Origin of the sequence: Photorhabdus sp. RM71S (assembly GCF_042879355.1) — a bacterium.
GTDB lineage: Bacteria > Pseudomonadota > Gammaproteobacteria > Enterobacterales > Enterobacteriaceae > Photorhabdus > Photorhabdus kayaii.
Genome location: NZ_JBHFKV010000008.1, coordinates 121,932 through 146,630 on the forward strand (window position 1 = coordinate 121,932; position 24,699 = coordinate 146,630).

Annotated in this window: 31 protein-coding genes, 1 other RNA gene and 1 pseudogene; 26 read left to right on the plus strand and 7 right to left on the minus strand. The window is 43.4% G+C overall.

Features of this window, described 5'->3' with window-relative positions:
* Positions 1-12: 12 nt before the first annotated feature.
* From ACGF5R_RS06940 to ACGF5R_RS07050, 23 genes and pseudogenes are all read left to right on the plus strand, one after another.
* Complete coding sequence (locus ACGF5R_RS06940; protein WP_387690242.1) at positions 13-1,338, plus strand: DUF2213 domain-containing protein; 1,326 nt, start codon at positions 13-15, stop codon at positions 1,336-1,338.
* 2 nt (positions 1,339-1,340) lie between these two features.
* Positions 1,341-1,817: a hypothetical protein gene (locus tag ACGF5R_RS06945; RefSeq protein WP_262980155.1), complete on the plus strand. Its 477-nt coding sequence runs from the start codon at positions 1,341-1,343 to the stop codon at positions 1,815-1,817.
* Positions 1,817-2,851, plus strand: coding sequence for a major capsid family protein (locus ACGF5R_RS06950; RefSeq protein WP_387690244.1), 1,035 nt, complete (start codon positions 1,817-1,819; stop codon positions 2,849-2,851). The genes ACGF5R_RS06945 and ACGF5R_RS06950 overlap by 1 nt, the downstream gene beginning before the upstream one ends.
* Positions 2,852-3,178 carry a hypothetical protein gene (locus ACGF5R_RS06955; protein ID WP_387690246.1) on the plus strand — a complete coding sequence of 109 codons (327 nt, stop codon included), beginning with the start codon at positions 2,852-2,854 and terminating at the stop codon, positions 3,176-3,178.
* A 4-nt stretch (positions 3,179-3,182) separates the two neighbouring features.
* A complete protein-coding gene (locus tag ACGF5R_RS06960) occupies positions 3,183-3,632 on the plus strand; it encodes a DUF4054 domain-containing protein (protein WP_262980154.1) in 450 nt (149 codons plus the stop codon).
* Positions 3,632-4,090 (plus strand): hypothetical protein, encoded by a 459-nt coding sequence (locus ACGF5R_RS06965; protein ID WP_262980153.1) that lies wholly within the window; start codon positions 3,632-3,634, stop codon positions 4,088-4,090. Before ACGF5R_RS06960 ends, ACGF5R_RS06965 begins: the two co-directional genes overlap by 1 nt.
* Positions 4,087-4,458 carry a hypothetical protein gene (locus ACGF5R_RS06970; RefSeq protein ID WP_265514240.1) on the plus strand — a complete coding sequence of 124 codons (372 nt, stop codon included), beginning with the start codon at positions 4,087-4,089 and terminating at the stop codon, positions 4,456-4,458. Before ACGF5R_RS06965 ends, ACGF5R_RS06970 begins: the two co-directional genes overlap by 4 nt.
* Complete coding sequence (locus tag ACGF5R_RS06975) at positions 4,458-5,000, plus strand: LIC_12616 family protein (protein ID WP_387690249.1); 543 nt, start codon at positions 4,458-4,460, stop codon at positions 4,998-5,000. The genes ACGF5R_RS06970 and ACGF5R_RS06975 overlap by 1 nt, the downstream gene beginning before the upstream one ends.
* Positions 4,981-6,465, plus strand: coding sequence for a DUF3383 domain-containing protein (locus ACGF5R_RS06980; protein WP_387690251.1), 1,485 nt, complete (start codon positions 4,981-4,983; stop codon positions 6,463-6,465). The genes ACGF5R_RS06975 and ACGF5R_RS06980 overlap by 20 nt, the downstream gene beginning before the upstream one ends.
* Positions 6,465-6,902: a phage tail fiber protein gene (locus ACGF5R_RS06985; RefSeq protein WP_036770760.1), complete on the plus strand. Its 438-nt coding sequence runs from the start codon at positions 6,465-6,467 to the stop codon at positions 6,900-6,902. The genes ACGF5R_RS06980 and ACGF5R_RS06985 overlap by 1 nt, the downstream gene beginning before the upstream one ends.
* On the plus strand, positions 6,902-7,309 hold the full coding sequence (locus ACGF5R_RS06990) for a hypothetical protein (RefSeq protein WP_225816670.1): 408 nt from the start codon (positions 6,902-6,904) through the stop codon (positions 7,307-7,309). The genes ACGF5R_RS06985 and ACGF5R_RS06990 overlap by 1 nt, the downstream gene beginning before the upstream one ends.
* Before the next feature lie 208 nt (positions 7,310-7,517).
* Positions 7,518-9,653: a transglycosylase SLT domain-containing protein gene (locus tag ACGF5R_RS06995; RefSeq protein WP_387690253.1), complete on the plus strand. Its 2,136-nt coding sequence runs from the start codon at positions 7,518-7,520 to the stop codon at positions 9,651-9,653.
* Positions 9,653-10,474 (plus strand): phage baseplate protein, encoded by an 822-nt coding sequence (locus ACGF5R_RS07000; RefSeq protein ID WP_387690255.1) that lies wholly within the window; start codon positions 9,653-9,655, stop codon positions 10,472-10,474. Before ACGF5R_RS06995 ends, ACGF5R_RS07000 begins: the two co-directional genes overlap by 1 nt.
* Complete coding sequence (locus ACGF5R_RS07005; RefSeq protein ID WP_387690257.1) at positions 10,471-10,776, plus strand: phage baseplate plug protein; 306 nt, start codon at positions 10,471-10,473, stop codon at positions 10,774-10,776. Before ACGF5R_RS07000 ends, ACGF5R_RS07005 begins: the two co-directional genes overlap by 4 nt.
* Complete coding sequence (locus ACGF5R_RS07010; RefSeq protein WP_387690259.1) at positions 10,773-11,657, plus strand: baseplate hub protein; 885 nt, start codon at positions 10,773-10,775, stop codon at positions 11,655-11,657. Before ACGF5R_RS07005 ends, ACGF5R_RS07010 begins: the two co-directional genes overlap by 4 nt.
* Positions 11,629-12,321, plus strand: coding sequence for a Gp138 family membrane-puncturing spike protein (locus tag ACGF5R_RS07015; RefSeq protein WP_192881065.1), 693 nt, complete (start codon positions 11,629-11,631; stop codon positions 12,319-12,321). Before ACGF5R_RS07010 ends, ACGF5R_RS07015 begins: the two co-directional genes overlap by 29 nt.
* Before the next feature lie 4 nt (positions 12,322-12,325).
* A complete protein-coding gene (locus ACGF5R_RS07020; RefSeq protein WP_112879592.1) occupies positions 12,326-12,781 on the plus strand; it encodes a hypothetical protein in 456 nt (151 codons plus the stop codon).
* 184 nt (positions 12,782-12,965) lie between these two features.
* Positions 12,966-13,607 (plus strand): hypothetical protein, encoded by a 642-nt coding sequence (locus ACGF5R_RS07025; RefSeq protein ID WP_387690261.1) that lies wholly within the window; start codon positions 12,966-12,968, stop codon positions 13,605-13,607.
* A 77-nt stretch (positions 13,608-13,684) separates the two neighbouring features.
* A complete protein-coding gene (locus ACGF5R_RS07030; protein ID WP_112876393.1) occupies positions 13,685-14,041 on the plus strand; it encodes a hypothetical protein in 357 nt (118 codons plus the stop codon).
* Positions 14,041-15,282: a baseplate J/gp47 family protein gene (locus ACGF5R_RS07035; RefSeq protein ID WP_387690263.1), complete on the plus strand. Its 1,242-nt coding sequence runs from the start codon at positions 14,041-14,043 to the stop codon at positions 15,280-15,282. The genes ACGF5R_RS07030 and ACGF5R_RS07035 overlap by 1 nt, the downstream gene beginning before the upstream one ends.
* Positions 15,283-15,886 (plus strand): annotated as a pseudogene (locus tag ACGF5R_RS07040) (DUF2612 domain-containing protein).
* Positions 15,873-17,216: a phage tail protein gene (locus ACGF5R_RS07045; protein WP_265514229.1), complete on the plus strand. Its 1,344-nt coding sequence runs from the start codon at positions 15,873-15,875 to the stop codon at positions 17,214-17,216. The pseudogene ACGF5R_RS07040 and the gene ACGF5R_RS07045 overlap by 14 nt, the downstream one beginning before the upstream one ends.
* Positions 17,217-17,663, plus strand: coding sequence for a tail fiber assembly protein (locus ACGF5R_RS07050; RefSeq protein ID WP_387690265.1), 447 nt, complete (start codon positions 17,217-17,219; stop codon positions 17,661-17,663).
* 147 nt (positions 17,664-17,810) lie between these two features.
* Here ACGF5R_RS07050 and ACGF5R_RS07055 read toward each other — a convergent pair whose 3' ends face one another.
* The 4 genes from ACGF5R_RS07055 to smpB form a co-directional block, all read right to left on the minus strand.
* Entirely contained in the window at positions 17,811-18,095 is a 285-nt protein-coding gene (locus tag ACGF5R_RS07055; RefSeq protein WP_112876389.1) for a SymE family type I addiction module toxin, read from the minus strand.
* 142 nt (positions 18,096-18,237) lie between these two features.
* Positions 18,238-18,423, minus strand: coding sequence for a helix-turn-helix transcriptional regulator (locus ACGF5R_RS07060; RefSeq protein ID WP_049582210.1), 186 nt, complete (start codon positions 18,421-18,423; stop codon positions 18,238-18,240).
* Between the two features lie 510 nt (positions 18,424-18,933).
* Positions 18,934-19,297, minus strand: a transfer-messenger RNA (tmRNA) gene (ssrA, locus tag ACGF5R_RS07065).
* A 50-nt stretch (positions 19,298-19,347) separates the two neighbouring features.
* Positions 19,348-19,830 carry an SsrA-binding protein SmpB gene (smpB, locus tag ACGF5R_RS07070; RefSeq protein WP_112876388.1) on the minus strand — a complete coding sequence of 161 codons (483 nt, stop codon included), beginning with the start codon at positions 19,828-19,830 and terminating at the stop codon, positions 19,348-19,350.
* A 156-nt stretch (positions 19,831-19,986) separates the two neighbouring features.
* On the opposite strand from smpB, the gene ACGF5R_RS07075 reads away from it, so the two are divergent.
* Complete coding sequence (locus tag ACGF5R_RS07075) at positions 19,987-20,421, plus strand: type II toxin-antitoxin system RatA family toxin (RefSeq protein WP_112876387.1); 435 nt, start codon at positions 19,987-19,989, stop codon at positions 20,419-20,421.
* Complete coding sequence (locus ACGF5R_RS07080; RefSeq protein WP_387690267.1) at positions 20,414-20,707, plus strand: RnfH family protein; 294 nt, start codon at positions 20,414-20,416, stop codon at positions 20,705-20,707. Before ACGF5R_RS07075 ends, ACGF5R_RS07080 begins: the two co-directional genes overlap by 8 nt.
* A 59-nt stretch (positions 20,708-20,766) precedes the next feature.
* On the opposite strand, the gene bamE is transcribed toward ACGF5R_RS07080, so the two are convergent.
* The 3 genes from bamE to nadK form a co-directional block, all read right to left on the minus strand.
* Complete coding sequence (gene bamE / locus ACGF5R_RS07085; RefSeq protein ID WP_387690269.1) at positions 20,767-21,114, minus strand: outer membrane protein assembly factor BamE; 348 nt, start codon at positions 21,112-21,114, stop codon at positions 20,767-20,769.
* A gap of 238 nt (positions 21,115-21,352) precedes the next feature.
* Positions 21,353-23,014 carry a DNA repair protein RecN gene (gene recN, locus ACGF5R_RS07090; RefSeq protein ID WP_112876385.1) on the minus strand — a complete coding sequence of 554 codons (1,662 nt, stop codon included), beginning with the start codon at positions 23,012-23,014 and terminating at the stop codon, positions 21,353-21,355.
* A gap of 88 nt (positions 23,015-23,102) precedes the next feature.
* Entirely contained in the window at positions 23,103-23,981 is an 879-nt protein-coding gene (gene nadK / locus ACGF5R_RS07095) for an NAD(+) kinase (protein WP_112876384.1), read from the minus strand.
* Positions 23,982-24,105: 124 nt separating this feature from the next.
* On the opposite strand from nadK, the gene grpE reads away from it, so the two are divergent.
* Positions 24,106-24,687, plus strand: coding sequence for a nucleotide exchange factor GrpE (gene grpE, locus ACGF5R_RS07100; protein ID WP_011147556.1), 582 nt, complete (start codon positions 24,106-24,108; stop codon positions 24,685-24,687).
* Positions 24,688-24,699 lie beyond the last annotated feature (12 nt).

Here is a 24,699-nt window from a genome sequence, read left to right on the forward strand (position 1 = left end):
CCGAGAAATATTATGAATCACGGTCTGGCGTTAGATCGGGCTTCTGTACGCTCATACGACAGAGACGGGCGTTTGCATGTTGTTGAAAGTCCTATCTCTAAGGCGACGGTATCATCGTATTACGGAAGAGAAATCCCGAACTGGCAAAGATTAGGACTCGATCCTAATCGTATGTACAAACTGTTGCGTGACCCTGATGAAATAAAAAAAGGGGCTGCAACCTTCAATAACCTGCCGTTATTGAAAAAACACATTCCCGTCACGGCGGCCAAACCTTCAACAGAATTGATTGTCGGTACAACGGGATCAAATTCCATGTTCGATGGTACATACCTGAAAAACAGCTTGGCAATTTGGGATGCTGAATCTATAGCGGGTATTGAATCGGATGAACAAAAAGAATTGTCAGCGGCGTATCACTACGTAGCTGATATGACCCCCGGCACGTATGACGGAATTCATCATGATGGTGTTATGCGCGATATCGTCGGGAACCATGTCGCTCTTGTTGAAGAAGGGCGAGCCGGTGCAGATGTTGTTGTCTGCGATTCCCTCCCTCTGGAGTTAAAACACATGAAGTTAAATAAAAAAATGGTGGCTGTCGCTGTACGTGCAGCGCTGGGGGCATACTTGCAGCCGAAATTAGCACAAGATGCCGCACCGAAAGAAATTGCCTCATTACTGAAAGCGGGTGATAGCGCGAAAAGTATAGCGGAAGCGGCGAAAAATAAATTCGGTACCCTTCTGGCTCAGGATATGGAAATCGACTCAGCGGAGCTTGCCTCAATCATTGAAGCTGTTGCTGATGATGCGGAGACACAGGAGCCAGCGGAGCCACCCGCGCAGGATGATGATATCTGTGCGCAAGTGCTCGAACTGCTTGCGGGTAAATTGCCAGAGGAAGACTTGGAAAAAATCCGGGCGTTAATTTCAGGCACGCCTGCGCAGGACGATGATCCCGATAATGAACCAGAACCAAAGGAAGAGGATAGTGTTAGTAAGCCCGCAATGGATGCGGCTATTTGTGCAGCTACTCGGAAGATAGAGAAAGATACAGTGAATCGCATTAATGCTATTCGCATTGTTGAGGCTGAGGTTAAACCCCTCATCGGTGATGTAGTAGCAATGGATTCTGCTGACGAAATTTACAGAGTTGCGCTTGATGAGGTGGGTGTTGATACAACCGGCGTTCATCCGTCCGCTTATCGTTCTTTAGTGAAAATGCAGATCAGTATAGCCGAGTCAGCAAAACCGAAAGCCCGCCTGGCAATGGATTCTGCGGCTATAGATTCTTTTGAAAAACGTTTTCCCACCGCATCTAAATTAGTGAGGGTTTAACTATGGGTTTTCCGAACAAAATTAATCACTATCCAGCCCCCGGTATTGAGGGGGCATTTGCCAGTACTAACCCTAACGCCATTTTGCTGGCAGGGGAAGGCGCACTGATTGCGGGTAAGGACGGTGTGACTGTTGGGCGTTTTGCTTGGGTGATTGATGGTGTCGTCTCGAACAAGGGGGCGGGTGCTCCGTCTGGTTTTGTGGGGCGTGACGGACAAGCATCTATCACTCTTTGGCTGGGTGAAGCATCTATGCTGATCCAACCCGGACGTGAAGTCACTTTATTTACTGCGGGTGATTTTACGGTACGAACAAGTACGCCCGCAAAAGTTGGGGATAAGATTTACGCATCCTTAAAAACGGGTGAGGTACAGACCGCCGCAGCGGGAAAAACTAGCACTGATTTTATCGAAACCAAATTCGTTGCTGGTACCGCTGCTGGTGCGGGTGAATTAGTCAAAATGGGGACCTGGAGCTAATGAAACGACACGCAGATTTTCAATATATTAAAGGGGAATACGGCATTGTAGTACCACAGGCCGTCGATTACTTAAATCCCCAATATGCTAATAACTATACATTCGCTATGGATGCACAGCCTGCTATGGTGACCGTGAGTAACGCCGGGGTTCCTGCGTATTTGACTAACTATCTCGATCCTGAGTTGGTTCGTGTGTTGGTCACGCCGATGAGAGCGGCTGAAATTATCGGTGAAAATAAAAAAGGTGACTGGACAACGCTGACAACCCAGTTCCCAGTTGAAGAATCAACAGGTGAAGTGAGCTCATACGGTGATCACAGCAATAATGGCATGTCAGATGCTAACGTGAACTGGGTGGAACGCCAGAGCTATCATTTCCAAACATTTACTGTCTGGGGGGAGCGTGAGCTGGATATGTACGGTACGGCCCGTATCAATCGAGCGGCGCAACTTAATACCGCAAGCGCATTAACCCTAAACAAGTTTATGAATAAGTCTTATTTCTATGGTATTGCGGGACTTAAAAACTATGGACTGTTGAATGATCCGGGGTTAAGTGCGCCGGTAATACCGGCGGCAAACGGAAAATCCAATGGTACAACGTGGGAAACCAAAGACGGGCAGGCAATTTATGACGATATTTCCCAACGTCTATTCAAACAGCTTACAAAACAGACAGAAGGGCTGGTGGAGCGAACAGATCCATTGAAACTTTGTATGTCGCCAACAGCGGAAGTCAATCTGACAAAAACCAACCAATACAACGTTAATGTTACCGATCAGTTGAAAAAGAATTTTCCGAATCTGACGATTGAAACGGCGGTTGAATACAGTACAGAAGCAGGGGAGCTGGTTCAATTGATTGCCGATACGCTTGATGGTGAAAAAACGGCTTATGCCTCATTTACTGAAAAAATGCGGGCACACGCGGTTGTTGTGAGTTCATCCAGTTTTAAACAAAAGAAATCAGCCGGTACGTGGGGGGCGATTATTCGTTATCCACACGCTATTGCACAAATGTTGGGGGTTTAAATGGCGACAGTCATTGTGGGGTGTAAATTGCCCCACGGGTTAACGATTGAAATTGATGAGAATCGCGTGACGCTAAACGGGATAAATTCATTAACAATTATTGGTGGTTATGGATTGACATATGATGTTGATAAAGCATTTTTTGACAAATATCTGGAACTCCATGCCGATACGAAATTAGTCAAAAATGGGCTTATTTTTGCTCAGGAAAAGCTCAAAGAGGCCCGGACGGAAGCTGAGGAAAAAGCCGAGTTAAAGAACGGGTTGGAGCCTATCGATCCCAAAAAGCCGGGTAAGAATATCGAGCAGCGAAAAGAAGAGGATTAAGCTAATGGGCTTTGTTGTTGTTTTTGATGTCGTGAAGTTTCGCATTCGTTACCCAGAGTTTTCTTCTGTCAGTGATGTTCTGCTGGATACCTATTTTACTGAAGCAACACTCTATCTTAACAATACGGCCCAAAGCCCAGTTAGTGATCTTGAGCAACGCGCAATGTTACTGAATATACTTGTTGCTCATATTGCTGAACTTAATCGTTTATCTGCTAGCGGAACAGCGGCCAATCCGCTCGTGGGGCGGGTTAGCAGCGCAAGCGAGGGGCCTGTTTCCGTTTCGGCTGATATGGGCGCTGTGAGTGAACGTGCTGCTTGGTTCTTGCAGACGAAATACGGGGCTATGTACTGGCAGGCAACAGCGCAATACAGAACTATGCGTTACATCCCCGGCAGCTCTCCCTCTCACTATCCGTCATATTACTACCCACGGACTCAAGGGAGGCGCTAATGTCGAGCAGTATTAAGGGGAGTGATGCCGCAAAACGCTATTTAAAGCAATTAGCTAAAAGAGTGGGTGAAGGCAAAAAATTGCGGGCTGGTTTTCTCAAAGATGCGACTTATCCCGATGGCACTTCGGTTGCAATGGTGGCAATCAGTAACGAGATCGGTGATCCGGGGCGAAACAGGCGGCCCCGTCCGTTTTTTCGTAACACTATCAACGAACATGCTAATGAATGGGGTGATACTGTCGCACAGTGTTTGAGGGATAATGATATGAGCGGAGATGTGGCATTACGAATGACCGGGGAAGTTATTAAGGGGCAAATTCAGCAATCCATTCGTTCTTTCACTTCACCGGCTAATGAAAAACCCACTATAGCTAAAAAGGGATTTGATGCGCCGTTACGTCACACCAAACATATGCTGAACAGTGTTGATTATGTGGTTGATGAGGGGAATGAATGAACTTGCATGGCATTGCATCTGGTGCTGTCGGGGTTGTTAATCCGCACTCACCTGGGGAGATACGGGTAAGTGCGGGATATGATATAGCACCCAGCGGCAAGCAAATCCCGAAATACATCACAACACCCGTTACCGCACAAATCCAGCCACTGACTTTTACTGATCTGCAACATACGAATGGTTTGAATATTCAGGGCATACTCAAAGCAGCTTATGTGAATGGCAATTTTAATGCCGTCAACCGCCCCAGGCAGCAAGGGGGTGATCTGCTGATTATTAATGGTGAAGTGTGGTTGATAGTGCAGATTTTGGAAGCGTGGCCGGATTGGTGCAAATTCGCTGTTACATTGCAGCGTGGGGAACAATAGTGACAACGATAAGTGTAACGCAAGACGATATAACAACCGCATTACGCGGTTTTTTAATGGCCTTAATACCTGAACGTAGCGTTATTTTGTCTCAGGTAAATCGCTCACCGATGCCGGATAGTGATTTTATTGTTATGACGCCATTGAACAGCACTGGTTTATCAACAGGTGTAATGAACTATAACGCCCCAACAGTGGCAGGCATGGGGGAAAGTCTAATCACTCGGACGACATGCTGGACATGTCAAATCGATTGTTACGGCCAGTTCGCTCATGAGGATGCTCACATTATTGCAACGACGGTGCGTACTGAATATGCGAGTGAGCTATTCAAGAGATCAGGTATCGATATGGCACCGCTTTATGCCAGCGATCCGATTCAGACGACGATGATTAATGGTGAACAGCAATATGAGTCGCGTTGGACATTTGAATTTACCGCTCAAATCAACCCCGTTGTGACAACAGAACAACTATTTTTCAACAGCGTTACGCTGAACACTAAAACAGTGGAGTCTATTCATGGCAATTCCAATCAGTAAAGACGTGAGAATTAATCCGGGGGTGCTGTCGGCAGCGGGTAATGCTGTTGATCTCAACGGATTATTACTGACAGATAATGCATATGCACCCGTTGGTGCGGTGTTGTCATTCTCGACTAAAGAAGATGTGGCGGCATATTTCGGTGGTGCATCCGAAGAATATAGCATGGCGGCTATTTATTTTTCAGGGTACAACAACTGTACAAAGACACCCGGCCAATTACTGTTTTCGCGATTTAATCGAGCGTCAGTATCGGCCTGGTTGCGCTCAGGTTCTTTTAATGGGGTAGCCATTACCGATCTGCAAAAAATGTCCGGTACGTTGAAACTCAATATCAATGGTGCAGCAATAAATGCCGCAATCAATCTTGATGGGGTTAAATCCTTTGCGGATGCAGCAAAGAGCATTGAAACAGCGATTGGTAAGGCAGTAACGGTTGTGTTCGATACCACCCGTAAAGCTTTCATCATCAATGTTTCTGGCAGCATTAAACCGGAAGATACAAATATCACTTATGGTACTGGTGATGGGGCCGAGGCTCTTAAGTTCACTGGCGCACTAGGGGCAATGGTTTCTCAGGGGGCTACAGTGTCGGCGGTTCCTGATCTATTTGCCGTGATTAAAACGCAGTCTCAGCAATGGGCCGGTTTTACGACAGTATTTGAATGTACAGATGAACAGCATCTTGCATTATCCGCGTGGGCTAGTAGTCAGGCATATCGCTATTTCTATGTTGCCTGGACAACAAGCGGCACGGCAAAAGTGAAAGGCAGCCAGGAAACTCTCGCCCATAAAATTATTGGTATTAATCGCTACGGGAGTGTCGTTCCTGTTTTCTGCTCTGATAATATGAAACCGGCAGCGGTATTAGGTTATGCGGCAGTGCTGGATTTTGAGCGAACGGAGGGGCGTGTTCCGTTTAAATTCAGAGAATTGAACGGCCTCAGTCCGGATGTGATCGATTCTGATGTTTATGATGCACTGATTGCTAATGGATATAATTTCTATGGCAATTATGCCGCCAATAACATCACCGAAAATTATTGGGCTGATGGCACAATAACCGGTGATTTTAAGTGGTTAGATTCCTTCTGTGGCCAAATCTGGCTGAATGCGAATTTGCAGGGTGCGGTTATTGCCTTGTTCAAATCCAACAAGACTATCCCTTATAACACGGCTGGCCGTGCGCTGGTGGAAGCCTCAATGAGTGATGTTATCCAGCGGTTTAAGTTGTGGGGCGGTATCCGATCAGGTGTAACATTATCGGCTGCACAAAAGCTGGAAATTATTAACGCCGTGGGAACTGATGTTTCAACGTCAATAATCGCGAAGGGTTATTACTTGTATGTCGGGGAAATGTCTGCCTCTATGCGTGCAAATCGCACCAGCCCAAGCTGTACACTGTGGTATTGCGACGGTGGCAGTATTCAGAAATTCGAAATGGCATCTACGGAGGTTCAATAATGTCAGACACAATCACTTCTGCTGATGCGGTAATTACCCTGACAGTCACTAATTTATATCCGTCTGGTGTGCAATTACAGGGATTTGCGGCAGATAACATTTTCGAAACTGAGGCGTTAGATTTGGCTGAAACGGTACGTGGGGCGGACGGTAAACTGTCAGCGGGTTTTATCTACGGCAATATCAATCAGACGATCCATATTATGCCTGATTCGGAAAGTCGCACCATTTTTGATACCTGGGCGACGACATCACGTACTAGCGTCGCTGTGTTCAGATGTAATGCGACGGTTATTCTTCCGGCTATCGGGCGTAAATACACATTGGTGAACGGCGTTCTGAAGCAATGGAAAACCATGCCGGACGCAGGCAAGGTTTTACAAGCGGCACAGGCCGTCATTGAGTGGGAATCAATAACAGGTGAGGCATATAGCTAATGGCACGTAAAGAAACCTTCATCACTATGAATGATGATAATCGCGACAAAGGAAAGCTTTTTTACATTCAGGAAATGCCCGCTTCACAGGCTGAATGGTGGGCTATTCGTGCATTGATGGCAATGGGGAGAGAAGGGTTGGATATCCCCGATAATTTTCGGGATTTAGGCATGGCTGCATTAGCGGTGGTTGGATTGAAAGCAATTTCTCGCATTGCTCCTGATGAAGCCAGGCCACTACTTGATGAACTGATGGGCTGTGTACAGATGGTACCGAACCCGGCAGATAAAAAAATCAAGCGTGAACTGATCGACAGTGACATTGAAGAAATTGTTACCCGGCTGAAATTGCGTGCAGAGGTGCTTAAGTTACACGTGGATTTTTTCAAAACCGCCGACCAATCGTAATCCCGCCGCGCTATTCCAGTATCTCAAAGCCATTCGGTATCGTCAGTTATATAAATGTCCCAGGCACAATAGCGACCGTTATCTCATCAGGAAGAGCGACACTCCATGAGCTGGATACAGTTTATGGTGTGGAGGATCTTTGGCAGTTAATCGAGATTGTTCAGGTCGATAATCACAATGCTTACGTTTTACAGCAGGGTAAAAACTGATGGCAAACATTATAGATGAACTTGTTATAACTCTGGGACTGGACGCGACTGAATTTAGTGCAGGTGAAACCGCGGTAATTGCCGGGATCGGTGGTTTGGCTCAGGTGATGCAAAAACTGGTTGACTCGTTTAATGATGGCGAAAAGAAAACCAGTAAATCATTAGACAAAACCGGCAAGAAAACTGAAAAAGTGGCAAAAGAAATGGAGACGGCAGGAAAGAAAGCCGCCTCTTTCTTTTCCAGCATAAAGGGTCAGATCCTGGCTTTGGCGGGTGTTACGGTCTCACTCGGTGGACTGAAAAGTTTTGTGACCAGCTTTACCGGCAATCTCAATCAGTTAAGTACTGCTGCTGATGCATTCGGCATGTCGGCTAAGGCGCTTGATGGCTGGACAAAAGCGGGTCAAGCATTCGGGGTGAGCGCAAATGAGATTGTCGGGGCATTTTCACGCATTAATGATGCCAAAGCCCGGTTAAAATCAGGTGTTGCGCTTGATCCGGCTCTTGAGACGCTGTTAAAAACGGCGTCACAAGCGGGTGTGGATATTGATATTACCTCAGAAAGTACCGAATCCATCATGCGCAAGCTGACCGGTGTTTTTCCCAGGCTCAATAAAGATCAACAACAAGCTTATGGCGGTGAACTGGGATTCGGTTACGCCGCGCAGCAGTGGTTCTCATCCGGTCATGCACTCAAAGATGTGGATAAATTTACAGCCAATTCAGGTGTAGATGATAAATCTGTTGCCGCTGCGCGTCGTTTCCGTGAACAGTGGACAGAGATAAGCCAGAGTTTTGAGAAAACAGGCTACATTCTGTTTAATGCCCTTTTGCCATACATCAATCAATTCAATATCTGGCTGAAGGATTTAGCCGATTGGATGAATAAGCATCCGGAAGAGATTAAAAAAGCGGTCAGCGGTTTTCTCGATAAGATGAGTGTTATTATTTCAGTCGCTAATCAGGCTGCGGATGCGGTAGGCGGTTGGAGTAATGTCATCATTGGTCTGATTGGGTTGAAGTTTGCGGGATGGCTATGGGGAATTTATCGCGCGGCTTCATCTATGCTGAAAATGGGGAAAGGTGGCGGCGGATTGCTAGGCAAAGGGGCTATAGGGAAAGCCGGAATATACGGCGCTATCGGGTATGCGTTATATGATCCTGTAGAGTCAGTCGCGACTTCGATTGTCGGAGAGGAGACCAAAAATACACTGGATTCGTATGGGTTTTATCTGGCAAGCGACTGGACGCCTTTTTTTAGTAAAAAAGAATATGAAGCTTATCAGGCAAAACTGGAGGGTAAAGCCTCTAAGCCAGATAAGACCGTAGTTAAAGAAGTCAAAGAGGAAGAAAAGCGCAGCGAAAACGACCGTATTATTCGGGCAGAGAATGAACGACAGCAGCGGCTGGAATACAGCAATAATTGGTTAAAAACCGCGTTAGATAAGCTGACCGATTCAATTAATAAGTTAATTGATTTGTTGATCCCTCAAGCTGTGGCAGATGAAATGTCATCCTTTGATGATACATCAAATACTACCGGCATGAAATTACTGGGTTGGCTATCACCGAAATTAGCGCAACTTGAGCAGCAGTTCGGGTTACCGGAGGGTTTATTACGTAGTGTTGCCATGACGGAATCGGGAGGTAATCAGTATGCCGTGTCCAAAGCAGGTGCCAAGGGCTTATTTCAATTTATGCCAGGTACAGCTAGAAATTTTGGGTTAAAGGATAATGACGTCTTTGATCCGGTAAAATCTTCGGAAGCCGCGGCAAAATATTTATCTCAGCTAATGAGAATGTTTGATGGCGATTTGAGTAAAGCACTGGCGGCTTATAACTGGGGACAGGGAAATGTCATGCGGAAAGGATTGGGTGCTGCACCAAAAGAAACCCGCGATTATATCCCAAAAGTCTTGGCGAATATGCCGCAACCTGGCGCTCATGTGGCGGCACAACGTTGTTCGAATACGGTAAATAACAACCGAACCTCCTCTGTTTCTGAGAGTTACCACATCGGAACTATTCAAGTTAGCTCTAACGCTAACAATGTAAAAGGCGTGGTTGACGATGCCCGACAGAAAATAGGTGGATCAACGCTAGCAACAAGTTATTCAACGGGGGTAACCGGATAATGGCATTTTCTCTCAATCAAACAACGGTACTTAGCGCGTTCCGTAGCGGCAATCTGCTGTCTGCTGTTAACAGTATGATATCCCCAGGGTATGGTATTTATTATGCATCCGGACAGAACGTTGGTGATAAGCCGTTTACGCCTACCTCATTCATTGCAGTAGAAGTCACACGAGAGGCATCTATCACCACTGCACCGATAGAGAAAGGTGGCTACACATCGTACAACAAAGTGCAGCGGCCCGGTGAAGTTCATGTGACATTTTCATTTGAAGGATGGACCGGCTTTTCTGGTTCTATGCCTAATCTGACAAATCTCACGTTAACGTCCCGTTCTGATGTCCTGGAGACACTGAATAAGATGGTATCCAGTGCCGAAATTTACGATATCGAAACACCCGATACCAATTACACAAGTTACGATTTGATTAAGTACGATTATCGGATAAAGCAGGATAACGGCGTCACATTGCTGATTGTGACCGCAGTTTTCCAAGCCGTACAAGACATTGCTGAAGTGACGATGAGCAGCAATGTTGCTAATAAGTCAAATACAACAAAGAATGAGACGGCTAAAGGTCCAAGCAAAAACACTGAACAAAAAACAGGTGCAACAAAACACGCTACATTATCCGATGTCAAAAAGGCCCTGACTGGATTAAAAAAATCGGTTTCTAGTGCTGCAACACAAGTTGCCGATAAAGTTTCATCCGGTTTCCAGCGTGCGACAGAAACGATTACCGGTCCGTTAAATGATTCTGTATTGAGTGCCACTAACCACCTCAATGATGCAGTAGAAGAATTATCGAGGAAATTGACGTGATTGAAATAGCGCTCAGGGCGGCCAAGGCTCAGGAGTTCCCGGTGACATTGAATGAGCAGTCATGCATGATACGTCTCAATCAACGTAGCACCGGTTTATATATGGACTTAACTGTAAATGATAAACCTGTATTGCAGGGAGTTGTGTGTCTCAACTGCAATAAAATGGTTCGTTACAGTTATTTACGATTCCAGGGTGAGTTGTTTTTTGCTGATCTGGATGGTTCATCCGATCCCCTTTGGGAAGGGTTAGGGCAGCGCTACAAATTATATTACCTTTTCCCAAGAGAGGTGACTCCATGACGTACAAGCAACGCAATATCAAAGTTGAATTTCAGCTAGTTGACGGCAAGACATTTGATGATAGCGGTAACAATATACTGACTATCGAAAATGCACGCGCTTATGTCAACATAGCGGCGTGGGGCGGCATATCAGGGACACAAATAACATTACAAATCTGGGGGTTAACAACCAGTCAAATGGCAACGTTGAGCTATCGCGGGATCTGGATTGGTAGTGCAAAATTCAACTTAATGCGTGTATGGGCGGATGGTAATGCCATATTCGAGGGTTTTATCAGTGATGCTTATGCAGATTTTAATCAGTTACCTGATGCCCCCCTGACGATAACAGCCAGTGTGATGTTTGGCCTAAGAGCAAAGGAAGTTGAACCGTTCACTGCATCGGGAGATGTGGATATTGTCGATATTATTACTGCAATGGCTAAAAAAGCCGATCTAACGGTTGAAAATTATGGCGCCAAAGGTGTTATCTCAAATCCTAATTTTACTGGAAATGTTGTTAATCAAATCCAGCAAGCCGCAAATGCGTTAGATATAGATACTGACTTCGGGATTGATAAAGTGACTATTTGGCCGCATGGTCAACCGAAAGTTGAAAAATTGTTATTTACGTCTCCCAAATATGGGTTGATTGGCTATCCCATATTTACTGGCGTGGGAATAACAGCAACTATTCTTTTCAGTAATGAAATTATTTTAGGTCGTAAGATACAAATAGAAACCTCTTTACCGAATGCTAGCGGCACTTATCTGATAACAGGGGCGGAGCACTATCTCACATCCTGGCTTGATGGTGGTCAGTGGCACACATCATTTAACAGCACTCCAGTAAAAGAGGAGGGTGACAACAATGCCAAAATTAACAACAAAGCCAGCTGATTTTTGTAGTGAGGCGAATACCCTTGATTTTGTTATGAGGCAATTTCTCAGTCAGCATGTTTTTATCACTTTGGGTCTTATCATTAAATCGAATGGGAAAACCGTAGATGTCAAGCCGATGGTGCATAATATGACGGGAACCGGGAGAAAAATCGAGAATGGAATAATCTATAATGTTCCAATATTTCGCCTCCAGCGTGGTAACAGTGCTGTCATTATGAATCCAGTGATTGGTGATATTGGTCTAATTGCTATCTGTGATCGTGATATCAGTAGCGTCAGAGCAACAAAAGCACCGGCATTGCCAGGTTCAAAAAGAACACACAATTATTCAGACGCAATTTATCTGGGTGGAGTTTTAAACGCAGAACCACAACAATATGTTGAATTCGTAGATAATCAGATAAATATTGTCTCACCGAATAAAATTAACGTAGTCGCATCGACAACGGAAATTACTTCATCAAATTCAATCACAATAAACTCACCATCTATTATATTAAATGGTGCGGTTATTCAAGGTGGTGGCGGTAACGGTGGAAATGCAACATTCGGTGGAACCGTAACAGCGAAGGGTGAAATTACAGGAAATGGGATTAAACTTTCATCGCACGTTCATGGTGGTGTAGAATCTGGAGGTTCAAAAACCAACAAGCCGGAATAAAAATATGTGTAGAAATCTAACATTAAATATTATTGTTGCGGGGGCTTTGTTTGCCAGCGTGTTTAGCGCCGGGGCAGAAAACAGTGACATTTCTCGGCAGGAAAAGATTTCCGCTATGTGTATGTCCCAGTCTATATTCCAGCAGTATGCCGCGAGTGCAGGACTGAACTATATAGATCCTTCTACTCCCGCAGAAGAGGTCCTGTTACGAACAGGAAGTTACTCGACTGAAAGCCCGGTATATAAAGCTCAAAAGGAAAATGCTGTAAATCAAGGAATAAAATTGATGCTAAACGAGAAACAAGTAATGAATGTTATCCGGTATTACTATGAGAACCGTGATGAAGCAATGTTGTCTCAGGGAGAAGAGGCTTCATCCGTTTTTCAGCAGCTATGTGTCGTTAATCCAAAGCGTTATCTTCCTAGCTACAACACGTTAAAAGCGGCGGGAAAAATATAGAATCTGTTGATTTTTAAACCCCAAGCCAGGGATGGTAAACATGAAACATTTTGATACATCACAGAACAATAAAATCACAACTTTGGTTGTGAAACCAGTTGAACTAGGGGTTCAATGACGCTAATATAGCCTCAGCTATATATATCAATTTGATAACTGATAATCATCTATTGAGGGGGGGTATATGCCAAAAAGATTGGTAAATCCTGAAAAGATTAATGGGGTTTTCGCTCATTTGAACGAGAACTCAAATAATCACACCCTTTATATTGCTCTGTCTAAGGGTATCGACATTACCGATCAGATAAACGGATTGGCACTTGCACCTGGTTATCGTATGGTTCGTGTTGATGGCCGCCTTAGTGATCGGATTAGTCAGTCTCATTTCGAACTTGCTTTGCTTAATGATGTATCTAAAGAGGTTGCTTATTATAATCGGGTGGTTATACAGCCTGATGTTGTATTAAATTGCCGCCCTGTAACTCAAATTCTCGTTTGGCGTATCAGGACGCCTCAGCATCGAGCAGCTTTACGTGATTTAGCTGGTAAGGTGTTCTTTGATTACTTGATTGATCAGTACAATGTGATTGTGTCTGATATGAATCAGACTACTGATGGTATGGCATTCTGGCAGGATAGAATGTACGACGCGCTAGCATACAATATGCATGTTTATGCTTATGACATGATCACATGTGAGTTGCGTAAAATCTTGACACAAGATGATGTTAGTCGACAAGAAATGTGGTTATGGGGAGATCCAGAACACTATCAAAATAGACTAGCAATAATTTCTAAAAACGAGCTACCAATACCAAACGAATAAATTAAGCCCGCCCCTCGCGGGTTTTGTTTTATCTATGCCGCTTAATTGCGGTTTTTTTATTTCTATAAGGATCGAAAATGCAAACTCGCTCATTTCTTCTTGATATCAAATCATGGGATTTAACGTTAGATGATTCTGGAAATATCTCTATTACTGATAACCCTTATGCTGTGGCTCAGGATGTCGCTTGTGCCTGTAGTACATATCTGGGAGAGTGTTGGTACGACACAACATTAGGTCTTCCTTATTATCAGCGCATTCTTGGTCATTGGCCCGGAATTCAATTAATTAACAGCAAAATGCAACAAGAAGCAATGAAGTTACCTTATGTTCAGTCTGCCATTTGTAAAGCTATAAGCGGGGACGAAAGAACTATTGTGGGCACGATGACAATAACGGACACGAATAATCAATCAGCGGTGGTAAATTTCTGATGACTAACTCTGTAGTACTGACAACAAGTGTTCCTAGCGTAACATTTACAAAGACTGGTTTAACTGTACCCGACGAAGTTGATATTTTAAATGGGCGGCTAAATGATTTGGCTACCGCAATGGGCGGTGCAATGAGTACCAGTTTGACAACACCGCAGGGTCAAATGGCAATGAGTGATACGGCTATCATTGCTGACAAGAACGATCAGTTACTTGCTATCGTCAATCAGATTAACCCGGATTATGCAACCGGACGTTTCCAAGATGCCATTGGGCGGATTTATTTTTTAGACCGAATTCCAGCATCGGGAACAACGGTAACAGCAACATGTACCGGGTTAGTTAATACAGTTATTCCAATTGGTAGTATTGCTCAAGATAAAAAAGGGTATCTTTATCATTCAATAACAGAGGCTAAGATCCCTGACAGCGGCTCTGTTGATGTTGTTTTCCAAAACTCAACAACAGGGTCGTTAGCATGCCAAATTGATGATTTGAACACGATTTATAGCTCAGTACCTGGCTGGTCTGGTATCAGTAATGCGAGTGCTGGCGTACCTGGCACAGATGAGGAAACTCGTGCTAATTTTGAGTATCGTCGTAAACAATCTGTTGCTAAAAATGCGACAAACTCATTACATGCCATTTATGCGGCAATATTAGAAGTAAATGGGGTAGCAGACTCATACGTTATTTCAAATGATACTTCGGTAGTAAAAACAGTCGGGGTATCAAAATACAAAATAGCGCCGAACTCTCTTTATATTGCTGTGTATGGGGGAAAGACTGAGGATGTCGCTAGAGCAATCTGGAAGAAAAAGCCTCCAGGTATTCCTACGAACGGGAATACAACTCACACCATTGTGGATGATGAAAACTATGTTCAGCCTTACCCTGAATATGAAATTAAATATGTGATACCGACGCCCATTCGTGTTTATGTTGACGTCTCACTTGCTGATAGCGATTACCTTCCTGCTGATATTGAAACGCAAGTTAAATCAGCTATAGCGCAAGCATTTAACGGTGAAGATGGTGGAACGCGAGCAAGAATAGCATCTACATTATTTGCTGGTAGATATTATTCAGGCGTTTATAACATAGATACATCAAGTGTTGATATTTACAGCATTACACTTAGCCGTGACGGTACTGCTTATTCAACATCAATTAGTTTTGGTATTGATGAAATCCCAACGCTTGACACAGATAATATATTCGTGAAATTAGTAGGTTCATAAATGGAAAATGTGGAAGCAACTATTCTTGCTCAGTATGCCGCTAGCCCAAAACTCAACTCACTTATTCGAAGTTTCAATGCTGCTGTTTCCTCTAATGAATTTATTAATACATTTTACGACCTGATTTGGAATATTGACACGGCAAACACGTATGGGCTGGATGTGTGGGGAAAAATAGTGAATGTTAGCAGGCGGCTGACTGTTAATGAAAATGCAAAATATTTGGGCTTTGGTGAAGCTTTGCTGGGCGTCGACAACAACAGATCCAAATCCATTTGACCAGGCGCCATTTTACGCCGGGGAATCAAAAACAAAAACTATTGAACTATCAGATCAGATGTATCGAAAGCTGATTATGATGAAAGCCATGTCAAATATATCTGATTGCACTATACCAAACATCAACAGAATGCTTGTTTATATGTTTAGCGATAGCGGACGCGCATATATCACTGATGATGGAAATATGAAGATGAGTTATGTATTTGAATTTCAGCTATCAACAGCAGAATTAGCAATTGTTCAAACATCAGGAGCGCTGCCATATCCGGCAGGTGTTAGTGTCTCAATCGTTCAAAGAATACCAACAAGTGAAATCAACTGAAAAGCCTATTCTTATTACTGTTCCGTTCGCAAAAGATGGGAATTATAACGAAATTGCAACAAAGTCTACTGAAAATAGTTTGGCGAAAGGCATAGCTACATATCAGAGCGGTTTTCCTCCGTTAACGATGACAGCAATATCTGCTGGTGGAATTCCCCCATCTGGCAAGGATATGAACGGGATATTGAATGATATTACTGCCGCAATACGTTATTCAATGTCTGGTGGCCTGTATTCGTATGATGCTGATTTTAGCGCTGCCACTGATGGTTATCCTAAAGGGGCTATTGTTGCCAGTTATGATGGAAGTAAAATTTGGTGGAATGGGGTAGAAGATAACAATACAGATCCGGATAGTACATTAGCTTCCGGTTGGAAAAATCTGTTAGCAGATCCTAACGGGTTATTTCTACAGAAAGCCAATAACTTATCTGATATTAATAACAAAGCGACAGCGCGTAATAATTTAGGACTGGGAGAGCTTGCAACTCAAGATTTTATTCCCGATGCCACATTAGCCCAAAAAGGAATTATTCAGCTTACTGACAAAACAGGCAACAGTAATATACTTGCAGCAACTCAGAAACTTGCTTCCGATGTAAATGATAATGCAAATAGTAAACTCGCTAAAAATCAAAATGGCGCTGACATCTTCAATAAAACTGAATTTGTAAAAAATATCGGTTTATCGGAAACGGTAGAATTGGCGAAAAGTGCCGTGCCGAGTAGTCGGAAAATTAACGGGAAGCCGTTGGCTGGGGATATTAGTTTGAATGCTGAAGATGTGGGAAGTTATGCTAAATCTGAGAGCGATAATACTTTCTTGCGTATTTCTAGCAATAAAACCGCAACTGTTGGCAGTTTACTGATTGACAGTAAAACTCCTTTTCCTAAATTGCGTTTCAAATCGAAAGATGGGTATGTATTGGGAATTAACGGTTCTGAAGGGAAATTGTTGCATATCTATTCTGACGATCCCAAAAATCAGCGGCGTTACAATATATTAACGCCTGAGAAAAGTGGTACTCTTGCATTACAAAATACAGCTATAAAATCCGAAAATGGCTGGTGGCAATGTGGAGATACGGGGATAATTATTCAATGGGTTAAAGTCCCATCAGCTCAACAATCATGGATAAAGGTAAATTATCCAATTTCTTTTAAAAATAAGCTTTTTGGCTATATTGCAAGCATGTCGAGTATCAATACATCAACTGGTCACACATTAGTACGTAATGCAACACTATCGACATTTGAATATCAAGCAGGCACTCCCAACAATGATGAGAATCCAGGCAAAGTTGTACATATATTATTTTGGGGGGTATAAATGGTCTATTTTTCCAGAAAAGAATGTGTTTTTTATAATGAAGCTCATGAAGAGTGTGTTGAAATAACAGCAGAAAAACATAATGAATTACTTGACGGTCAATCGCGCGGTTTTGCTATCGTCAGTGATAAAGACGGTTATCCAATTCTTACAAAACAAGTGCCATCTGTTTACCACAAATGGGATAGTGAAAAGTGGATAATATCAGAAAGTGATAAAATAAAGCTCAGACGGGAACAGCAGCAGCAAGCAGAACATAAGAAACAGCAACTTATGCTCACGGTAAGTAAACAGATCGCTCCGTTACAAGATGCTGTAGATTTGGGGATGTCGAGTGATGAGGAAAAATCGCTGTTAGCAGAGTTAAAAAAATATAGAGTATTATTGAACCGCGTTGATGTTAATTCAGCCTCAGATATTAACTGGCCCGAAAAACCCTTAGAATAATGGAATCAGGGCCAATTGAACCGACCCCCAATAGCTAGATAAGTCTAATCAAATGTGGTTTTTCTGCACTACTCTGATTGAATCGTCCTCAAAATGTTGGATAACCATCCAACATTTAAAGGTGTAGTCCATTTATGCTTTAGTCTATTAGATAATCATCAACCCACCAGGATAATACTTAATCCAGTCAATAGCAGCATTGGGGTTAAATGGCTCAATACTCAGTCCTTCCAGGCATTGCCAGAGTTCCTGGGTGTTCTGGGCGGTAATAACAATACAGTCCGGCATCACCCGGATTTTTAGTGGCATTCCGAAGGTAAATCCCGCCTCCTGTAACCATTTTCCTTTTAAAGAAATACCGTTTTTAGCTACCTTGCCAAAACGTTCAGCTTGGGAAATTCGCTGAATTGTTTTATTATCGCGTTTAGCCATAATTAACTACCTTATATAGTTAGTTGTGGTAAGCAGGGTTATCGGGTGGCAGCCCGGTAGCTCTGCGTCAGTGAAAATAGTCTCTCAATGTTGGATTATGAACGATAGGTCACTTTTCTGCAATAAAAATATGACCTATAGTTTACCTGGATTTTTCGTTTTCAGGCAGTCCATTGAGGGCATCATTCCAGTGTTGATCCCGTTCTATATTATTCACTATTTTGCTGATCCATGTTTCTGATTTGCCCCACCGTATAGCCAGTTCGCGGCGCGTCCAGCCTTTTCGTTTCATCTCAGACTTAAACAATTCTGGCGGTATACGTTTCAAAATTACTCCCACAAATATAAACTGTTTATCGGCACATCATAGTATAGCCATTTCGCCGATAGGGTGACATTGGTAAATAAAATGACCGTTTAAGTGGCACAAACCGAACTCCATGAACATAGGATATGCCACACCAGAAATACCGATTACTAAGGCGATTGTATATGAAGTTGAGTTACATGTGTGCATCAGAAGCTGGTGGTATCAGGTGCTGGATTTATAAATAATGCCATATGAAGCAGAGATCTGATGAGGCATTTTATTTTGCACTACGCATTATGATAGAGGTGTTGGCCCTTTTAATGAGCATAGTATTAACACCTGACTGTGAGGAGTTGGTTGCTGTGCTACGGGCATAAAAAAACCAACCTAATTATGGTTGGTTTTTCCAAAAGCTCCGCGGCTCCTTTGCGTATTCTTTTGTGTCCCTTCATCGTCCGGTCAGTGTCCAATCAACTTTGCTAACTCACTGTTTTTAAAGCTGTTGTCCTATCACTGTCCCTACTAATTTGGTGGAGCTGGCGGGAGTTGAACCCGCGTCCGAAATTCCTACATCCTTGGTACTACATGCTTAGTCTAATCTTTACATTCGCTTGCCAACTGCGGATAGACACGCCACTAACAAACTAGCCTGATTAAATTTAACGCTTCAACCCCAGGCAAGGCATCCACGCGATCTCTTTTGGGTTTGACCTCTCTTGATCCCCGTCCTAAGAGCGGAGGCTAGGGAGAAAGGGCTCTGCGCAGGTTATTAAGCTGCTAGTGCGTATTTTTCGTCGTTTGCGACTATTTTTTTGCGGCTTTTTACGAGGCCAACCGCCCCTCGGCATGCACCTTGGGTTTCGCGAATCCCGTCGAATCCAGAATCAGCCCCAAGTGTCTTAAACGCAAGTATATCAGAATACTAAACCATAATGCCAGAATTTATCGCCCTGCATTCTTCATAATACGCGCTTTGTCTAATTTCCATTCACGTTCTTTAATGTCCGAACGTTTGTCGTGTGCCTTTTTACCTTTTGCTACGCCAATTTTGACTTTACTCCAGGCGTTTTTCCAATAGAGAGATAAGGCAACAACAGTATAACCTTCACGATTAACTCGACCATATAATGAGTCAAGTTCGCGCTGATTAAGTAAGAGTTTGCGTGAACGCATTGGATCACAAACGACATGGGAAGAAGCTACATTTAACGGGGTGATGGTGGCACCAAAAAGATAAGCGTCGCCATCTTTGAGCAAAACGTAACTGTCGCTGATGTTGGCTTTACCAGCGCGCAGTGATTTGACTTCCCATCCTTGTAACGAGAGACCCGCTTCAAATTCTTCTTCAATGAAGTATTCGTGACGAGCTCGTCTATTCATGGCAATGGTTGCCGAACCGGGTTTGTGTGCTTTTTTCTTTGTCATAGTGTATGCATTATACTGAATGGTTTGGTGAAAGAAATCTTTTCCCGCGCATATTTGCTGATTAATGCGTGTTTATTGCATTATACGCTGACAGTTTTTTCTTTGATCACGTATAGGTGATATTATTTGCTACAATTAAGCCTTACAGGAAATTATATGCCACAGATTAGTCGCTCTGCGTTAGTACCGTACAGCGTGGAACAAATGTATAAATTGGTCAATGATATCGGTTCTTACCCGGATTTTTTGCCGGGGTGTGTCGGCAGTCGGGTGCTGAGTGTTAGCAGTAACGAAATGACTGCATCAGTCGATGTTTCGAAAGCGGGTATAAGTAAGACTTTTGTTACCCGGAATATTCTGGCCGATAACCAAAGCATTAATATGCAATTGGTCGACGGGCCTTTTCGTAAGTTGATGGGAGGCTGGCAGTTCATACCATTGAGTGAAGATGCCTGTAAAGTTGAGTTACACCTTGATTTTGAATTCACTAATAAGCTGATTGAATTGGCTTTCGGTAAGATTTTTAAGGAGCTGGCTGGAAGTATGGTGCAGGCTTTTACTCTGCGTGCACGTGAGGTTTATCGTGTCTGATATCAATATCGAAGTTGTTTATGCATTGCCCGATCGCCAATATCTGCGTACGGTGAAATTGACTCAAGGCTCAACTGTTGAGCAGGCAATAGTTGCATCAGGTTTGCTGACTTTGCGTAATGATATTGATTTGCAAAAGAATAAAGTTGGGGTTTATAGCCGTCCTGTCAAGTTGACGGATATTTTGGAAGAGGGTGATAGGGTGGAAATTTACCGCCCATTATTGGCTGATCCAAAAGAAATGCGTCGTAAGCGTGCTGAGCGGGCTAAAAATAATGCTCAATAATTACCATAGACAGTCAGTCATCTATTTTTTTGACTGACTGTCTATTTATATCTCTTTGGTTATTGAAGATCTTCGGTAAGTGAATTTTCGTTTTTAATATCAGTCAGTACACCATTACTGCCAAATGTCAGGGTCAGAGTTTGCTGAGTCACTTTTTCGTGCCCAGGTTGCTGACGAAATACATAAAACCACGTTTGAGTTCCAAACGGGTCTTGTAACATCGGTGTTCCTAATGTGTAAGCTACCTGTTGCTGGGTCATTCCCTTGTGGATTTTTGATACACTAGTCGGTGTTAGGTAGTTCCCCTGATTAATGTCAGGGCGATAAACAGCCCGTTCCAACGTAGAGCAACCCGCAGTCAGCATGACAAATGATACAGCAGCGGCAGTCAACATTTTACAGCGCATGGTAATTACATTCCTTTAGGAGTCAGGAGGTTGATAATAATAGACCTTGACGAGATTGAAAACCTTTATACCCGTTATCTTTCAAGTTGCCTCTTTGTTGGCTGCGCTCACTCACCCCGGTCACATAGTTACCTATACTCCCGGGGATTCGTTCTCTTGCCGTCGCGATGCATCTTGAAATCCAGAGGGTATACAAGCTTTAGCTATGACCCTAAATATACGCAAAAGTTGTATCAGATTACGCGGCAAGCAGCTCTTTAGCGTTTGCCAGGGTATTTTTTGTCACTTCACTGCCTGCGAGAAGCCGCGCTAGCTCTTGTAATCTGGATTTTTTATCCAGCAATTGCATTTGAGTTTCAGTTTCTTCACCATCAGTCTGTTTACTGACATAAAAGTGTTGGTGACCACAACCGGCTACTTGAGGCAGGTGGGTGACGCACATAACCTGTGTAGATTCGCCTAATTGACGTAACAGACGGCCGACAATTGCAGCTGTTGGGCCACTGATACCAACATCTACTTCATCGAAAATCAAGGCGGACGTTTCCATTTTCTTAGCCGTTATAACCTGAATTGCCAGCGCAATACGGGAAAGTTCACCACCTGAAGCAACTTTTGCGAGAGATTGGTGTGGCTGACCGGGGTTAGTGGTGACGTTAAATTCAACTTTATCTGAACCATCAGCATTCAGATGTTCAGGTGCAAAAGAGACATCAATGGTAAAGCGACCATGAGGCATGGCGAGTTGATGCATACTGTGAGTAATGAGTTCACTTAGTTCTTTAGCATATTGTTGGCGAACCAGATGCAATTTTTCTGCAACTTCCAATGCCTGCTTATGGTGTTTATTAACCTGCTCGCTAAGGTGGGTGCAGTCATCTTCTTGCTGCGCCAGTAATTGCTGTTCTTCTAATAATTGTTGATGTAGTGAAGGAAGTTCTTCTGGTACAACGTGGTGTTTGCGGGCCACTCTAATTTGTTGTGAAATTTTTTGTTCCAGCTCAAAAAGACGATTTGGGTCCATATCCAGTTGATCACCGTAGTGGCGGAGTTCATCGCTGACTTCATTAATTTGAATGGATGCTTCTTCCAACATAGTGAGTAATTGACTGAATTTATTATCCATAGTGATGAGTTCTGCCAGTTCGTGTTTGGCGTAGTTCAGCAGACTGGTAATATTTTGTTCATCGTTATCACTAAGTAACTGGAGTGCGGTTTGGCTGACAGACAGTAGCTGACCACGGTTTGCTAGCCGTTTATATTCATTATCTTGTTCTTGATATTCACCTGATTGTGGTGCCAGCTCATTAAGTTCTTTTAAGTGATACTCCAGTAACTGTTGACGAGATTGACGTTCAAGCGCCTGTTGTTGGAATCGAGCCAGATCCTGACAACTTTGGTGCCATTGATGATATGCCTGTTTCATTTCATTTTGCAGATTGAATTGATTAGCGTAAGTGTCAAGCAGGCGTTTTTGGTGGCCGTTATTTAATAGTAATTGATGGGCATGCTGACCGTGAATTTGAATAAGGTGGGTACCCAATTCGCGTAATTGGGAAATCGGTACGGCAGTGCCATTGATAAAGCCTCTGGAACGACCATCTGACGTTATTGTACGGCGTAGTAAGCATTCATTACTGTCATCAAGTTGGTGTGCTTCTAGCCATTGGCGAGCAGAAGGCGTATCAGAAAGAGAAAACCGGGCACAAATATCAGCACGAGAAGCCCCGCTACGCACCATATTGGCCTCACCACGATTACCCAGACATAAACCTAATGCATCAATTGCGATGGATTTACCCGCGCCGGTTTCACCTGTGATGGCTGTCATGCCTGGCTGGAAGTCAATTTCAAGCTCACGAACAATGGCAAAATTGCTAATGGTTAACTGGGTGAGCATCACACTTCTCCTGTGTATAAAAACATCTCTGTATCTTCATACAGTATAAACTGGTTTTTTATACAGTAAAGTAGTGAAACCTAATTTTTTAGAACATTTTTTTAGACCAGCTTAGTTTTGTACTTAATGTGTTGAAGTAATTATAGTCTTGAGGATGAATGAGATTGAGCTTCTGTTTGCTGCGGCTAATAATTACATCCTCTCCATCCTGTATAGGTAGAACTATTTGGCTATCGCAACTGACTTCATAATCGTTGCTATTTTGGGAAAATTTCAGCCTGATGCTGCTTTCACTGCTGATAACCAATGGCCGAGAAGACAATGTATGTGGGAACATCGGTACCAGGACGATAGCATCCAGATTTGGTGTCAGAATTGGCCCACCTGCGGAAAGCGAGTAAGCTGTGGAACCAGTTGGCGTTGCGATAATTAGTCCGTCAGAACGTTGGGAAAAGGCAAAACGTTCATCAATATAGACTTCGAATTCAATCATATGTGCCACTTTCCCTGGATGGAGTACGACTTCGTTGATAGCGGTACTGATACGAGGTTTCTGGCCGTTTCTTCTGACTTGAGCTTCTAGTAGGAAACGGTGTTCGTTCCGATATTCGCCATCCAATACTTCAGAAAGTTGTTGCAAAGCATTATCAGGATCTAAGTCGGTCAGAAAACCTAGATTGCCTCTGTTAATACCAATGACTTTAATGTCATAACGGGAAAGGACCCGGGCAGCGCCCAACATATTGCCGTCACCACCAACAACGACAGCTAAATCAGCTTGTTTGCCAATTTCAGTCAGACCGCCAGTTTGTGCATCTTTTAAACCAATGTCTTTGGCAATCTGACGATCAATAATGACAGAATAACCTTTGGATTTTAACCAATGATAAAGCATCTCATGAGTAGCAAGTGCTTCTGGGTGGCGAGGATGACCAACAATACCTATGCATTTGAATTTTTTATTCATCGTTGTAATTGCCTTCTAGCAAGAGGTTTTATCCTCACAATACGGCGGGTTCCCTTGAATCCCCAGTTTAGATCCCCATAATAGGCTAAGTAGCGAGATTAATGCCAAATACGCGGAGATATTCATGAGTAGTAAAGAACAAAAAATGCCTGACGAGCAAGTCTCGGAAGATATGGAAGTTGTATCTGAACAGCAAAATAGTGCGGATAAAGCAGAAGCATCAGAGACAGAAAGCGTTGTTGATCCGCGTGTCGCAGAGCTGGAAGAACAGCTCAAGCAGGCGCAACAACGTGAACGTGATGCCATTTTGCGTGCTAAGGCTGAAGTTGAAAATATCCGTCGTCGTACTGAGCAAGATGTGGAAAAAGCCCATAAGTTTGCGTTAGAAAGATTTGCCAATGAACTGTTGCCAGTGATTGATAATCTTGAGCGCGCTTTGGAGGTGGCAGATCGTACTAATACCGAAATAGCACCTATGGTTGAAGGCATCGAGCTGACGTTGAAGTCTTTCCTTGGGGCTGTGGGTAAATTTGGTATTGAAGTTGTTGGCGACACAAATGTTCCTTTTAATCCTGAAATTCATCAGGCTATGACCATGATGGAATCCGATCAGCATGAACCAAATCATGTCATGATGGTCATGCAGAAAGGGTATACCTTAAATGGCCGTTTGTTACGCCCGGCAATGGTAGCTGTATCAAAGTAATTTTAGCTCAGT

Coding starts and splice junctions, on each gene's coding strand:
- ACGF5R_RS07025 (WP_387690261.1), top strand. CDS start 12,966: ATGCCAAAAAGATTGGTAAATCCTGAAAAGATTAATGGGGTTTTCGCT.
- grpE (WP_011147556.1), top strand. CDS start 24,106: ATGAGTAGTAAAGAACAAAAAATGCCTGACGAGCAAGTCTCGGAAGAT.
- ACGF5R_RS07050 (WP_387690265.1), top strand. CDS start 17,217: ATGGTCTATTTTTCCAGAAAAGAATGTGTTTTTTATAATGAAGCTCAT.
- ACGF5R_RS06945 (WP_262980155.1), top strand. CDS start 1,341: ATGGGTTTTCCGAACAAAATTAATCACTATCCAGCCCCCGGTATTGAG.
- ACGF5R_RS07035 (WP_387690263.1), top strand. CDS start 14,041: ATGACTAACTCTGTAGTACTGACAACAAGTGTTCCTAGCGTAACATTT.
- ACGF5R_RS06960 (WP_262980154.1), top strand. CDS start 3,183: ATGGGCTTTGTTGTTGTTTTTGATGTCGTGAAGTTTCGCATTCGTTAC.
- ACGF5R_RS06970 (WP_265514240.1), top strand. CDS start 4,087: ATGAACTTGCATGGCATTGCATCTGGTGCTGTCGGGGTTGTTAATCCG.
- recN (WP_112876385.1), bottom strand. CDS start 23,014: ATGCTCACCCAGTTAACCATTAGCAATTTTGCCATTGTTCGTGAGCTT.
- ACGF5R_RS06950 (WP_387690244.1), top strand. CDS start 1,817: ATGAAACGACACGCAGATTTTCAATATATTAAAGGGGAATACGGCATT.
- ACGF5R_RS07055 (WP_112876389.1), bottom strand. CDS start 18,095: ATGGCTAAACGCGATAATAAAACAATTCAGCGAATTTCCCAAGCTGAA.
- ACGF5R_RS06995 (WP_387690253.1), top strand. CDS start 7,518: ATGGCAAACATTATAGATGAACTTGTTATAACTCTGGGACTGGACGCG.
- ACGF5R_RS07000 (WP_387690255.1), top strand. CDS start 9,653: ATGGCATTTTCTCTCAATCAAACAACGGTACTTAGCGCGTTCCGTAGC.
- ACGF5R_RS06940 (WP_387690242.1), top strand. CDS start 13: ATGAATCACGGTCTGGCGTTAGATCGGGCTTCTGTACGCTCATACGAC.
- smpB (WP_112876388.1), bottom strand. CDS start 19,830: ATGACAAAGAAAAAAGCACACAAACCCGGTTCGGCAACCATTGCCATG.
- bamE (WP_387690269.1), bottom strand. CDS start 21,114: ATGCGCTGTAAAATGTTGACTGCCGCTGCTGTATCATTTGTCATGCTG.
- ACGF5R_RS06980 (WP_387690251.1), top strand. CDS start 4,981: ATGGCAATTCCAATCAGTAAAGACGTGAGAATTAATCCGGGGGTGCTG.
- ACGF5R_RS06965 (WP_262980153.1), top strand. CDS start 3,632: ATGTCGAGCAGTATTAAGGGGAGTGATGCCGCAAAACGCTATTTAAAG.
- ACGF5R_RS06955 (WP_387690246.1), top strand. CDS start 2,852: ATGGCGACAGTCATTGTGGGGTGTAAATTGCCCCACGGGTTAACGATT.
- ACGF5R_RS06990 (WP_225816670.1), top strand. CDS start 6,902: ATGGCACGTAAAGAAACCTTCATCACTATGAATGATGATAATCGCGAC.
- ACGF5R_RS06985 (WP_036770760.1), top strand. CDS start 6,465: ATGTCAGACACAATCACTTCTGCTGATGCGGTAATTACCCTGACAGTC.
- ACGF5R_RS07015 (WP_192881065.1), top strand. CDS start 11,629: ATGCCAAAATTAACAACAAAGCCAGCTGATTTTTGTAGTGAGGCGAAT.
- ACGF5R_RS07020 (WP_112879592.1), top strand. CDS start 12,326: ATGTGTAGAAATCTAACATTAAATATTATTGTTGCGGGGGCTTTGTTT.
- ACGF5R_RS07010 (WP_387690259.1), top strand. CDS start 10,773: ATGACGTACAAGCAACGCAATATCAAAGTTGAATTTCAGCTAGTTGAC.
- nadK (WP_112876384.1), bottom strand. CDS start 23,981: ATGAATAAAAAATTCAAATGCATAGGTATTGTTGGTCATCCTCGCCAC.
- ACGF5R_RS07075 (WP_112876387.1), top strand. CDS start 19,987: ATGCCACAGATTAGTCGCTCTGCGTTAGTACCGTACAGCGTGGAACAA.
- ACGF5R_RS07030 (WP_112876393.1), top strand. CDS start 13,685: ATGCAAACTCGCTCATTTCTTCTTGATATCAAATCATGGGATTTAACG.